Genomic DNA, 12,935 nt, shown 5'->3' with positions numbered 1-12,935 from the left:
ATCAGGCCGTGGCACGGGCCTTGGGCTTGAATTGGTATTCTTGTAACGAGGCTGCTTTCATCTCGATGGAGAAGCCTGGCGCCTGAGGGGGCATATAGGCCGCGTTCTGGATCACGCAGGGCTCCAGGAAGTGCTCGTGCAGGTGGTCCACGTATTCGATGACGCGTCCCTCTCGGGTGCCGGCAATGCACAGGTAGTCGATCATGGACAAGTGCTGCACGTATTCACACAGGCCTACGCCACCCGCATGCGGGCACACCGGTAAGTTGTACTTGGCGGCCATCAGCATCACGGCCAGGATTTCGTTCACGCCGCCCAGGCGGCAGGAGTCGATCTGCACCACGTCGATGGCGCCACGCATGATGAGTTGTTTGAAGATGACGCGGTTTTGGCACATCTCGCCGGTGGCGACCTTGACCGGGTGTACACCTTCGCGGATCACACGGTGGCCTTCGATGTCGTCCGGGCTGGTCGGCTCTTCAATGAACCAGGGTTTGGCAAACGCCAGCTCGCGCACCCACTCCACGGCCTGGTTGACTTCCCAGACCTGGTTGGCGTCAATCATCAGGTGGCGGTCTGGCCCCAGCGCTTCGCGGGCAATACGCAGGCGGCGGATATCGTCGGCCTTGTCGCGACCCACCTTGAGTTTGATGTGGTTGAAGCCCGCGTCGGTGGCCTCTTTGCAGAGGCGGCGCAGCTTGTCATCGTCATAACCCAGCCAGCCGGCCGAGGTGGTGTAGCAGGGGTAGCCTTCACGCTCCAGCGTGGCCCAGCGCTCTTCCTTGCCCACAGCTTGCTTCTTCAGCAGCGCCAGCGCTTCTTCGGGCGTGATGCAGTCGGTGATGTAGCGGAAATCGATGAGTTTGACAATTTCTTCCGGGCTCATGCGCGAGACCAGCTTCCAAACCGGCACGCCTTTTTGCTTGGCCCAAAGGTCCCAAACCGCATTGACCACGGCACCGGTGGCCAGGTGGATGGCGCCCTTATCTGGGCCAATCCAGCGCAGCTGGCTGTCGGATGTGATGTAGCGCCAGAAGCGGCCCATATCCTCGGCGACCCAGTCCATGTCCAGGCCGACCACCAAGTGGCGCATGGCTTCAATGGCGGCACAACATATCTCGTTACCCCGGCCAATGGTGAAGGTCAGGCCGTGGCCTTCCAGGCCGGGTTGGTCGGTTTCCAGAATGACGTAGGCCGCAGAATAGTCCGGGTCCGGATTCATGGCATCCGAGCCATCCAGGTGTTGCGATGTAGGGAAGCGCACGTCCAGGACGCGCAAATTGGTGACTTTGCTCATGTCAGGCTTGTCCGGTGACTCATGTTTGGGTGTCTAGGCCGTCAATGCCCAGGTAGATGGATTGCCTAGCGCGAGAGTGCTTGGGAGGGTTGCCTCCTGCACATATCGGCCAGGGGGGCCTAGAGGTTGGTAACGTAAGCGGTTCACTATGCCTCCCCCGGGCAGAAAAATGGACAAGGGATGCCCCCGCATCCTCTTGCCCATAGACGAATCAATCGTAAAGAACGGCCGCGATCTTGGCGTCTTTCATATTGCTCTTGTCGTAGTAGTAGAAGCCGGTGTCGATGATCTTGGGCAGCTTCTCGCCCTTGAGCGCCTTCACGGCTGCTTCCACCGTCTTGTAGCCAATGCCTACCGGGTTTTGCGTGATGGCGCCGGCGATGGTGCCGTCATTGATCATGTCTTTTTGGGCCTTGCCCGAGTCAAAACCGATGATGATCACGCCGGTCTTCTTTGCTTCCTTCAGACCCTTGCCGGCACCGATAGCCGAGCCTTCATTGGTGCCGAAGATGCCCTTCAGCTGGGGGTGGGCTTGCAGCAAGGTCTTGGCGATTTCAGCCGACTTGAGGTGGTCGCCACCGCCGTACTGGATGTCCACTACCTTGATCTTGGGGTACTTGGATTTGATCTGGTCCACAAAGCCGTCGCGGCGGTCGGTGCCGGTGGTGCTGGTCTGGTCGTGGCCAATCACGGCGACTTCACCCTCGCCGCCAATCTTTTCGGCCATCTTGTCTGCCGCCAGTGCCGCAGCGGCTTTGCTGTCGGTCTGTGCGGTGGTCAGCGCGATATCGCTGTCCACGCCCGAGTCAAACGCGATGACTGGAATCTTGGCGGCCTGGGCCTTTTTCAGCAGTGGAATGGCGGCCTTGCTATCCAGTGCGGCAAAACCAATGGCTGCTGGCTTTTTGGCCAGCGCAGCAGACAGCATATCGATTTGCTTATCCACCTGTTGCTCCGTTTCTGGGCCTTCGAAGGTGACTTTCACCTTGTAATCCTTACCGGCCTGGTCTGCGCCCTGTTTGACCGCTTGCCAGAACTGGTGCTGGAAGCCCTTGGAAATCAAGGGTATGTAGATTTCCTGGGCCGATGCGAAGCTGCTGAAGCCAGCCAATGCGAGGCCAGCGGTCAATGCGAGCAGTTTTCTCTTAGCGTTCATGGTTTGTCTCCTGGTGGAACGGTGTGGTTGTAAAAATGAATGAAGCGAAATGAAACGGTGTCCAGTACAAGCCGGGAGGAGGGTCGGTGGTGGATGTCGTGCAGCCTCCTTATTTTTTGTTGCGTCGCAGGTTGTCGGTGTATACGGCCAAAATGATGATCAGCCCGGTCAGCACCATCTGCCATTCTTGGGCGACCGACATGATGCGCAGGCCGTTGATGAGCACGCTCATGATGAAGGCGCCGATGATGGTGCCTAAAATGGTGCCCACACCGCCGCTGAGCGAGGTGCCGCCAATCACAACGGCGGCAATCGCATCCAACTCATAGCCTTGGCCCAGCGCAGGTTGCGCCGAATTGAGGCGGGATGCAATCAGCAGGCCGGCAATGCCGCAGATACCGCCACTGAATGTGTAGATGATGACCTTCCAGCGGTCCACATTCACGCCGGACAACCGTACGGCCTCTTCGTTGCTGCCCAGGGCAAAGGTGTAGCGGCCCAGGGCTGTCTTGTTCAGTACCACGGCGCACACGATCGCCACCAGAAACATGATCAACACGCCATTCGGAATGGGCAGGCTGGGTATGAAATTGCCAATCAACGAGCCCAGTGCGATCTGGTCAAAACCCTCCACATCATTGAAGTAGATGGGGCGGGTGTGGGTGATGATCAGTGACACGCCTTTGAGCAGCATCATCATGCCCAGCGTGGCAATAAAGGGCGGCACTTTGAGCTTGGTAATCGCCAGGCCTGAAATACAGCCGGACAAGGCGCCCATGGCCAGTGCGCACAGAATTCCCAGCGGCAGGGGCATGCCCAGGTTGACTAGAAAGATGCCGGCCATCACGGCGCAGAAAGTCATCAGAACGCCTACCGACAGGTCGATACCCGAGGTAATGATGATGAACGTGCTGGCGATGGCCAGCACCCCAATGACGGTGGTGGACTGCAGAATTCCGATGATGTTGTCCTGCGTCATGAAGGCATCGGGTTTGAGGGCCGTAAAGATGGCCAACAGTGCGATCAGGCTGGCAAAGGCTAGCAGTTTTTGCTTGGCCTGTCCGCCCGTGAGGCGTGCCAACCAGGATGCAGAGGAGGTGGGTTCAGACATGGATGGACCTGGTTTTTATGAATCGGTGGTTGGTCAGTGCGATACGGCTTGGGTGCTGGTGTCGGCTTCGCGCCGTGTGGCGAGTGCCATCAGGCTTTCCTGGGTGGCCTCGTCGCCACGCACCTCGCCGGTAATGCGTCCTTCGCACATCACCAGAACGCGGTGGCTGAGCAGCAGTACTTCGGGTAGCTCGCTGGAGATCACCACGATGGCGCGGCCTTGGGCGGCCAGCTCGTTCAGCAGCTTGTAAATTTCGCTTTTGGCACCCACGTCGATGCCGCGCGTGGGCTCGTCAAAAATCAGTATTTCGCAGTCCTGCACCAGCCATTTGGCAATCACTACCTTCTGTTGGTTACCGCCCGAGAGCAGCTTGGCGGTTTGCGTGATGGAAGGGGTTTTGATGCGCAGCTTGTCGATCATCTGCAGCGAAATGCTGCGGATGGCCGGCTGGTTGAGAAACACCCCCCACTTCAGCCAGCGGCGCAGGCTGGGCAGGGTGATATTGGCTGCCACGTCCATGCCGGTGGCCAAGCCGAAGTGCTTACGGTCTTCCGACAAATAGCCAATGCCGGCCTGTACTCCGTCTTCTGGCGAGTTCAGTCGTATGGTCTTGCCGCGTACCCGTACCTCGCCCGAATCGATGGGGTCTGCGCCAAACACCGCACGGGCGACCTCGGTACGCCCGGCGCCCATGAGGCCCGCGAAGCCAACGATTTCGCCGCGGCGTACATTGAAGCTCACATCGCGGATCACTCGGCCTCGGTTCAGGCCGCGTACATCCAGCAGCACTTCGTTGGCAGAGGTGTCGGGGATGCTTTTTTCGGCTTGCTCAAGGTTGCGCCCGACCATCATGGCGATCACTTGCGACATAGGGGTGGCCGCAGGCACGGTGTTGATGTAGGTGCCGTCGCGCATCACGGTGATGCGGTCGGCGATGCGCTGGATCTCGTCCATCTTGTGCGAGATATAGACAATGCCCACGCCCTCGCTTTTGAGCTGGCGGATGATGCGGAACAGCTCGTCTATCTCCGCATTGTTCAGTGCGGCGGTGGGCTCGTCCATGATCAGCACGCGTGACTTATGGGACAGAGCCTTGGCAATCTCCACCATTTGCTGTTTGGCCACCGTCAGCTCGCCAATCGGTGTGGTCGGTGACAGCGCCAGGTTCATGCGGCTGAACAGAGCTTGCGTGTCCTGGTTGAGCTTGTTTTCGTCCAGGAAGAGGCCGGCGGCCTTGCGCGGCTCGCGTCCCAGGTAGATGTTTTGTGCGGCGGTCAGGTGGCCCATCAGGTGCAGCTCCTGGTGGATGATCCCAATCGCCAGCGATTGTGCGTGGGCCGGACTTTGGATATCTACCGGCTTGCCGTCCAGTAGCATTTCGCCGCTGTCCTTGCTGTAGACGCCAGCCAGAATTTTCATCAGCGTGGATTTGCCCGCACCGTTTTCTCCCATCAGGGCATGCACTTCACCGGCCTGCAGGTCGAAGCGCACATTGTCCAGTGCTTTGACGCCCGGGAAGGACTTGCTGAGATTGTTGACGGAAACCAGAGGTGTCACGGTGTACCTTGCTGCGTGGCCGAGGGTGTAGACACCCGATTTAAATGGTTACGCCGCCATCTACCAGCAGGGTTTGCCCTGTGACGAAGCGCGATTCATCGCTGGCCAGGTAGACCACCGTGGGCGTGATGTCGTCCACGGTGGCCAAGCGCCCCATGGGCTGGCGCGCCACAAAGTCCTTTTCCGCCTGTACCGGATCGGCTGCGCTGGCGATCCGGCCACGCAGTGATGGCGTGTCCACCGTGCCGGGGCAAAGTGCATTGGCACGCAGACCGGCTTTCACATAGTCAGCCGCCAGTGATTTGGTAAGGCCGATCACCGCCGCTTTGGTGGTGCCGTAGGCACAGCGGTTGGCAAAGCCCTTGATGCTGGACGCCATGGAGGCCATATTGATGATGGATACGCTGCCCTGTGTGGCTTCGGCCTTGGCCAGCATGGCCGGCAGAAAAGCGCGGGTCATGCGGAACATGCTTTTTACGTTCAAGTCGAAGCTCAAGTCCCAGTCGGTTTCGGTGCACTCCAGCATGCTGCCATTGGCCACCATGCCTGCGCAGTTGAACAGGGCGTCCAGCGCAGGTGTGCGGGCGGCCAGCGCGGCCACGGCGGCATCGCTGCGCACGTCCAACAGCTCAACCTGGATGCCACTGTGTTCGGTAGCCAGGCTGTCCAGCAGGGCTTGGTTGATGTCCGTGGCAATCACGCGGGCACCCTCGGCCGCACACGCCAGAGCACTGGCACGCCCAATGCCTTGCGCTGCTGCCGTAATCAGAACAGTCTTGCCGTGCAGTCTGCCTTGCCCCATTTTTACGCTCCGTTTTATTTAATTCAAATATGAACAAACAATTCATATATGAAGAATAATGATAGGCATGTTGTGCCACGGTAGCGCTGGTAGTTTCCCTAGGGCTTGTGGCGTCTGCTATAAAAACTGCCAACCTACGTAAAGTCCCCCCATGTCTGCCACAGCAAGCAAACCCCGCGGCCGCCGTCCTAAAGTCGAAGAAATCCCAGATGCGGGCCCGGGTGCCGACGAGCGCTACCGCGCGCCCGCACTCGACAAAGGCCTGGACATTCTGGAGCTGCTGGCCACCCAGCCGCATGGTCTCACGCGCGCTGAAATCGTGAAAGAAATGGACCGCAGCGCCAGTGAGATCTACCGCATGCTGGAGCGGCTGGTCGTGCGCCAGTACGTGATGCGTACGCCCTCGGGCGACCGTTACGCCCTGAGCCTGAAGCTGTTTGCCCTGGCGAACATGCACCCGCCGCTAAGCCGCCTGATCAACCAGGCTTTGCCCATCATGGACGACTTCACCCGCCGCGCCGAGCAGACTTGCCATATGGGGGTCTATGACCGGGGCAATGTGCTCATCAGCGCACAAATTAACAGCCCCAGCGGCTGGAGTTTCGCCGTGCAGCGCGGCGCCCGCGTAGGCCTGCTGGACACGGCTTCCGGCCACTTGCTGCTGGCCTATGCGGACCAAGGGCGTTTCAATGCCATGCTGGCCGAGCACACGCCGTTGGACGGAGAGGTCCCCATCTCTGCGGACCAGTTGGCGCACACCTTGGCCGCCATCCGAGAAAGGGGCTATCTGGAACGCGAAAGCGCCCAGTCTTTCGGTGTGGTGGATATCTCTTTCCCCATCCTCGGGCCTGACAATACTGCGCTGGCAACGCTAACCTGCCCGTACATCCGCCGTATCGACCGCCACGTAGGCCCAGGCCTGGACGATGTGCGGGAACATCTGCGCGAGGCTGCCCAGGCCTTGTCGTTCACCCAGGGCATGGTGCGCTAGCGGGTTTTTGACGGCTGCGGGAGTCAGCCGTACAGGCAATAACCCCTGGTCTCGCTGCGTGCCGGGCGCTCCCTACAATGGTTCGCCTTACCCATCCGAGCACCCACTTATGACCCAGGGAACCATCCGCATTCGCGGTGCGCGCCAGCACAATCTGAAGAATATCGACCTGGACATCCGCACCGGCGAACTCACAGTGGTGACCGGCCCCAGCGGCTCGGGCAAATCCAGCCTGGTGTTCGACACCTTGTTTGCCGAAGGCCAGCGCCGCTATGTAGAGACCTTCTCGGCCTACGCACGCCAGTTTCTGGACCGCATGGACAAGCCGGCGGTGGACAAGGTGGAAGGCGTGCCGCCGGCGATCGCCATCGACCAGACCAACCCGGTGCGATCCAGCCGCTCCACCGTTGGCACGATGACCGAGCTCAACGACCATCTGAAGCTGTTGTTCGCGCGCGCCGGCAACCTGTTTGATCGCGTCACTGCGCAGCCGGTACGGCACGACACGCCGGAAAGCATCTACGCCGAGCTGTGCGAGCGCGCGGCTGCGGCGCAAGACCCTCGGTTGGTGCTGACTTTTCCCGTGGAGTTGCCCGGCAATACCTCGGCGGAAGAGGTGGCGCAGTGGCTGTCGGCCAGCGGTTTTACCCGCGTGCAGGCCGAGCGCGAGGTGGCGGTAGAGGCCCCAGCCACGCCTGCCAAACCCAGCAAGAAGGCTGCAGCCCCCGCCACCCGTAAGGTGCTGGACGTGGTGGCCGACCGTTTCCGCATCGCCGGTGCCGAAAAGTCCCGCGCGCTGGAGGCTATCGAGGTGGCCATCAAGCGCGGCGGCGGCCGGCTGAATGTGTATGTGCTGCCGGCAGAGGAGGGGGGTGAACCCCAGTTGTGGAAGTTCTCCACCGGCCTGCACTGCGCCGAAAGCGACGTGCGCTACACCGACCCGATTCCGTCGATGTTTTCCTTCAACTCTCCGGTGGGTGCCTGCGAGACCTGCAAGGGCTTTGGCCGCGTGATCGGTGTGGACTACGGCCTGGTCATCCCGAACGACAAGCTGACGCTGCGCAACGGCGCCATCAAACCCATGCAGACCCCCGCCTGGCAGGAATGCCAGGACGACCTGATGCGCCACGCCGAGGCCGCCGGCATCCCGCGCGATACCCCGTATTACAAGCTCACGCCCGAGCACCAGCACTGGGTGATCAACGGATCGCCGAACTGGAACGGCAAGTGGAACCAGCACTGGTTTGGCGTGAAGCGCTTTTTCGAATACCTGGAAACCAAGTCCTACAAGATGCACATCCGGGTGCTGCTGTCCAAGTACCGCAGCTACACCACCTGCTCGGCTTGCGATGGCGCGCGCCTGAAGACCGAGAGCCTGCTGTGGCGCCTGGGCAGTGTGGAGGATGCAAACGCGGTGCTCGACCCCGCCAAACGGCACCTGCCCCAGGGCGTGTCCTGGAGCCGAGCTCAGCTGGAGGCGCTGCCCGGCCTGTGCCTGCACGACTTGATGCTGCTACCCATAGACCGGCTGCGCCGCTTCTTCGACCTGCAGGCCGATCGCATCCTGGGCGCGCGGGCCGAGCAGGGCGGTGACGAGCAGGCGCTGAAGCTGCTGCTCGACGAGATCACCACCCGCCTGAAATACCTGTGCGACGTGGGCATTGGCTACCTGACGCTGGACCGGCAAAGCCGCACGCTGAGCGGCGGCGAGGTGCAGCGTATCAACCTCACCACGGCGTTGGGCACCTCGCTGGTGAACACCTTGTTTGTGCTGGACGAGCCCAGCATCGGCCTGCACCCGCGCGACATGCACCGCATCATCGAGGCCATGCAGCGTCTGCGCGATGCCGGCAACACCCTGGTGGTGGTCGAGCACGACCCGGCGGTGATGCTGGCCGCCGACCGCATGATCGACATGGGCCCCGGCCCCGGCGCGCGCGGCGGGCAAATCGTCTTCGACGGTACGACCGACGACCTGCGCCACGCCAACACCTTGACCGGCGCCTATCTGGGCGGCCGCAAGACCATAGGCATGGGTTTCAAGAAACTGGTGACCGACGCCACGCCGCGCCTGGTGCTGGAAGGCGCGCGGCAGAACAATCTGCAGAACGTGTCGGTCGAATTCCCGCTGCAGCGCCTGGTGTGCATCACAGGCGTCAGCGGCTCGGGCAAGTCCACGTTGATCCAGGACGTGCTGGCGCCCGCGCTGATGCGCCACTTCGGCAAGGCCACCGAAACCCCGGGCCTGCACGACCGCCTGCTAGGTGCCGACTACCTCAGCGAGGTGGTGTTTGTGGACCAGTCGCCCATCGGCAAAACCGCGCGCTCCAACCCCGCCAGCTATGTGGGAGCCTGGGACGCGATCCGCGAGATTTTTGCCAACGCAGCACTGTCGCGCCAGCGCGGCTACACCGCCAGCAAGTTCAGCTTCAATAGCGGCGATGGCCGTTGCCCCACCTGCGGCGGCTCCGGCTTCGAGCATGTGGAAATGCAGTTCCTCAGCGACGTGTATCTGCGCTGCCCGGACTGCGACGGCAAGCGCTACCGGCCCGAGATTCTGGAGGTGACGATTGAGCGCCGCGCCGTGGCCGATGCCCGTCCGGTACAGCTGAACGTAGCCGACGTGCTGGACCTGACGGTGGCCGAGGCTGCTATTATTTTTGAGGGTGACCGTGACGTAATCCGTGCGCTGCAGCCGATTGTGGATGTAGGCCTGGAATACGTGAAGCTGGGCCAGCCAGTGCCTACCTTGTCGGGCGGCGAGGCCCAGCGCCTGAAGCTGGCCGGCTTTCTGGCCGAGGCCGCCAAGAGCAGCAGCGCCAGCCGCCAGGCGGTGGCCAAGAAAGGCACGCTGTTCCTGTTCGACGAGCCGACCACCGGCCTGCACTTTGACGACATCGCCAAGCTCATGCGCGCCCTGCGCAAGCTGCTGGACGCCGGCCATTCCATGGTCATCATTGAGCACAACCTGGACGTGATCCGCGCCAGCGACTGGCTGATCGACATGGGCCCTGAGGGTGGCTACGGCGGTGGCCTGGTGGTCGCCCAGGGCATGCCCGAAGAGGTGCGTCTGCACGCCACATCCCATACCGGTGCTGCGCTGCGCGAATACGAATCGACGCTGGGCACTGGCGCCCAGGTGGTCAGGGAGAAGACGCCCGCCTGGCTGGCCCAGCAGGCCGCACGCGTGGTGCCGCCGAACGCCATCCAGATCGTCAACGCCAAGGAGCACAACCTGAAGTCGCTGAGCGTGGACATTCCGCGCGGCCAGTTCAATGTGGTCACCGGCGTCAGCGGCTCCGGCAAGTCCACGCTGGCGTTCGACATTTTGTTCAACGAGGGCCAGCGCCGTTACCTGGAGTCGCTGAACGCCTACGCCCGCAGCATCGTCCAGCCCGCAGGCCGGCCCGAGGTGGATGCTGTCTACGGCATTCCACCTACCGTGGCCATCGAGCAGCGCCTCAGCCGTGGCGGCCGCAAGTCCACCGTGGGCACCACCACCGAGGTTTGGCACTTTTTGCGCCTGCTCTACGTGAAGCTGGGCATACAGCACTGCGTGAAAGACGGCGCGGCGGTGCAGCCGCAAACGCCGGACAGCATTGCCGCCCAGCTGCTGAAAACCTTCCGGGGTCAGCACATCGGCCTGCTGGCTCCGCTGGTCATCAACCGCAAGGGCGTGTACACCGAGCTGGCCGACTGGGCGCGCCCGCGCGGCTACAGCCACCTGCGGGTGGACGGCGACTTCCTGCCCACCACCGGCTTCCCACGCATCGACCGCTTCAAGGAGCACACGGTAGAACTGCCGGTGCTGAGCCTGGATGTCGGCCCCGGTAACGAAGCGCGCTTGCGCGAAGGCCTGGCCACCGCGCTGGAACATGGCAAAGGCGTGGTCCATGTGCTGGTCGGCATCGACGGCCTGAAAGAAGCCATGGCCGATGGCCTGCCCACCGCCCACATCGGCAAAGTCATCGTCTTTTCTAGCAAGCGCGCCTGCCCGGTGTGCAGCACCAGCTACGCCGAGCTGGACCCGCGCTTGTTCAGCTACAACAGCAAGCACGGCTGGTGCCCCGACTGCGTGGGCACGGGCGTGAAGCTGACCAAGGACCAGCGGGCCGTGTTCGATGACTCGGTGCGCGCCGACGATACCGGCGGCCGCGAGCAGACCTTTGCCGAGCCCGAGGTCGAAGACCTGCACGACGTGGCCTGCCCCACCTGCCAGGGCACGCGGCTGAACGCCACGGCCCGGGCCGTGCGCTTCGCCAATGTGGGCATCACCGACCTGGCGCGCCTCAGCGTGACCGACATCCGTCAATGGGTGCAGGCGCTGCAGGTCGCCGGTGAAATGAGCCAGCGCGAAACCGACATCGCCCGCGACCTGGTGCCCGAAATCCAGAGCCGCCTGGAGTTCCTCGAAGAAGTCGGCCTGGGCTATCTGACGCTGGACCGTGGTGCTCCCACGCTCAGCGGCGGCGAGGCCCAGCGCATCCGGCTGGCGGCGCAGCTCGGCAGCAATCTGCAAGGCGTCTGCTACATCCTGGACGAACCCACCATTGGCCTGCATGCACGCGACAACCACATCCTGCTGAACGCGCTGCACAGCCTCAGCAGCAAGGGCAACACCCTGGTGGTGGTGGAGCACGATGAAGACACCATCCGCCGAGCCGACCACATCATCGACATCGGCCCCAGCGCCGGCAAGCGCGGTGGCCGTCTTGTGGCGCAGGGCAAGGTGGCCGATATTTCCGACGCCAGCGAATCCGTGACCGGCCGCTACCTGCTGCACGCCATGCGGCACCCCTTGAAGGCGCGGCGCGTGGTGGAAGCGTTTGACCCCGCCGCCGTGGCGCCACCGCTGGCCGACCTGCCCTATGAAGCACCCACGGCCAAGACCAAGGCCGCCGCCAAAAAGAAGGCTGCAGCAGACGCAGCCCTTGATGCCGTGGCCATTGCCGAGCCACTGCAGTGGCTCACCGTCAGCGGCGCCACCATGCACAACCTGCAAAACGTCAGCGTGCAGATTCCGCTCAAGCGACTGGTGGCCGTTACCGGCGTCAGCGGCTCGGGCAAGTCGACGCTGGCGCGCGACGTGCTGCTGGCCAATGTGCAGACTGCCGTGGTCCAGCGCAGCACCAAGGCCGGGCGCGACAGCTGGGCCGCCGGCCAGCGCCCCGCCTGGCTGGGCTGTGCCGACGTGGCCGGCTTTGCCGCCATCGACCGCGTGCTGGAAGTGGACCAGACGCCCATCGGCAAAACCCCGCGCAGCTGCCCCGCCACCTACATTGGTTTCTGGGACACCATCCGCAAGCTGTTTGCCGAAACCCTGGAAGCCCGGGCCCGAGGCTACGGCCCGGCGCGCTTCTCGTTCAACACCGGCGACGGCCGCTGCCCCAGCTGCGAAGGCCAGGGACTGCGCACCATCGCCATGAGCTTCATGCCCGATGTGAAGGTGAAGTGCGAAACCTGCCATGGCGCGCGCTTCAACCCCGAGACGCTGGCCGTCACCTGGCGCGGCAAAAGCATTGGCGACGTGCTGCAGATGGAGGTCGATGAAGCCGTCGATTTCTTCGCCGTGATGCCCGTCATCGCCTACCCGCTGCAGCTGCTGAAAGACGTGGGTCTGGGCTACCTGACCATAGGGCAGCCGTCACCCACCCTCAGCGGCGGCGAGGCCCAGCGCATCAAGCTGGTGACCGAGCTGGCCAAGGTGCGCGACGACATCACCCGCCGCGGCCAGAAAGCCCCGCACACCCTGTACGTGCTGGACGAGCCCACCGTGGGCCTGCACATGGCCGACGTAGAAAAGCTCATCCGAGTGCTGCACCGCCTGGTCGATGGCGGCCACAGCGTGGTGGTCATCGAGCACGACCTGGACGTGATCGCCGAGTCCGACTGGATCATCGACCTGGGCCCGGACGGCGGCAACGCTGGCGGCCGCATCGTGGCGGCAGCGCCGCCGGAGGCGGTGGTGGCGCTGGGCACGGCGACGGGTGTGGCGTTGAAGCCGGTGCTGGCGCGCTGATG

Annotated in this window: 7 protein-coding genes; 2 read left to right on the top strand and 5 right to left on the bottom strand. The window is 62.8% G+C overall.

What is annotated here, in order from left to right; translation table 11 throughout:
* Position 1: 1 nt before the first annotated feature.
* The 5 genes from AC4BBN_RS06110 to AC4BBN_RS06090 all read right to left on the bottom strand — a co-directional run bounded on the left by AC4BBN_RS06110 (position 2) and on the right by AC4BBN_RS06090 (position 5,923).
* Positions 2–1,297 carry an L-fuconate dehydratase gene (locus AC4BBN_RS06110; RefSeq protein WP_490591057.1) on the bottom strand — a complete coding sequence of 432 codons (1,296 nt, stop codon included), beginning with the start codon at positions 1,295–1,297 and terminating at the stop codon, positions 2–4.
* A 211-nt stretch (positions 1,298–1,508) separates the two neighbouring features.
* Positions 1,509–2,453 carry an ABC transporter substrate-binding protein gene (locus AC4BBN_RS06105; protein ID WP_490591056.1) on the bottom strand — a complete coding sequence of 315 codons (945 nt, stop codon included), beginning with the start codon at positions 2,451–2,453 and terminating at the stop codon, positions 1,509–1,511.
* A 109-nt stretch (positions 2,454–2,562) separates the two neighbouring features.
* The gene (locus AC4BBN_RS06100; RefSeq protein ID WP_490591055.1) at positions 2,563–3,564 is read right to left on the bottom strand and encodes an ABC transporter permease; all 1,002 of its coding nucleotides are present in this window, start codon (positions 3,562–3,564) and stop codon (positions 2,563–2,565) included.
* Between the two features lie 33 nt (positions 3,565–3,597).
* The gene (locus AC4BBN_RS06095) at positions 3,598–5,121 is read right to left on the bottom strand and encodes a sugar ABC transporter ATP-binding protein (RefSeq protein WP_490591054.1); all 1,524 of its coding nucleotides are present in this window, start codon (positions 5,119–5,121) and stop codon (positions 3,598–3,600) included.
* Between the two features lie 40 nt (positions 5,122–5,161).
* Complete coding sequence (locus tag AC4BBN_RS06090; RefSeq protein WP_490591053.1) at positions 5,162–5,923, bottom strand: SDR family oxidoreductase; 762 nt, start codon at positions 5,921–5,923, stop codon at positions 5,162–5,164.
* Positions 5,924–6,074: 151 nt separating this feature from the next.
* On the opposite strand from AC4BBN_RS06090, the gene AC4BBN_RS06085 reads away from it, so the two are divergent.
* Both AC4BBN_RS06085 and uvrA read left to right on the top strand, forming a co-directional pair.
* On the top strand, positions 6,075–6,914 hold the full coding sequence (locus AC4BBN_RS06085) for an IclR family transcriptional regulator (RefSeq protein ID WP_490591052.1): 840 nt from the start codon (positions 6,075–6,077) through the stop codon (positions 6,912–6,914).
* 109 nt (positions 6,915–7,023) lie between these two features.
* A complete protein-coding gene (gene uvrA, locus AC4BBN_RS06080; RefSeq protein WP_490591051.1) occupies positions 7,024–12,933 on the top strand; it encodes an excinuclease ABC subunit UvrA in 5,910 nt (1,969 codons plus the stop codon).
* The last annotated feature ends 2 nt before the right edge of the window (positions 12,934–12,935 follow it).

This window comes from Rhodoferax sp. SPJ21, from assembly GCF_058216335.1.
The sequence above is the reverse complement of the archived record's forward strand: the minus strand, read 5'-3'. Positions and strand labels throughout refer to the sequence as shown.

Coding starts and splice junctions, on each gene's coding strand:
- AC4BBN_RS06110 (WP_490591057.1), bottom strand. CDS start 1,297: ATGAGCAAAGTCACCAATTTGCGCGTCCTGGACGTGCGCTTCCCTACA.
- AC4BBN_RS06105 (WP_490591056.1), bottom strand. CDS start 2,453: ATGAACGCTAAGAGAAAACTGCTCGCATTGACCGCTGGCCTCGCATTG.
- AC4BBN_RS06100 (WP_490591055.1), bottom strand. CDS start 3,564: ATGTCTGAACCCACCTCCTCTGCATCCTGGTTGGCACGCCTCACGGGC.
- AC4BBN_RS06090 (WP_490591053.1), bottom strand. CDS start 5,923: ATGGGGCAAGGCAGACTGCACGGCAAGACTGTTCTGATTACGGCAGCA.
- AC4BBN_RS06085 (WP_490591052.1), top strand. CDS start 6,075: ATGTCTGCCACAGCAAGCAAACCCCGCGGCCGCCGTCCTAAAGTCGAA.
- uvrA (WP_490591051.1), top strand. CDS start 7,024: ATGACCCAGGGAACCATCCGCATTCGCGGTGCGCGCCAGCACAATCTG.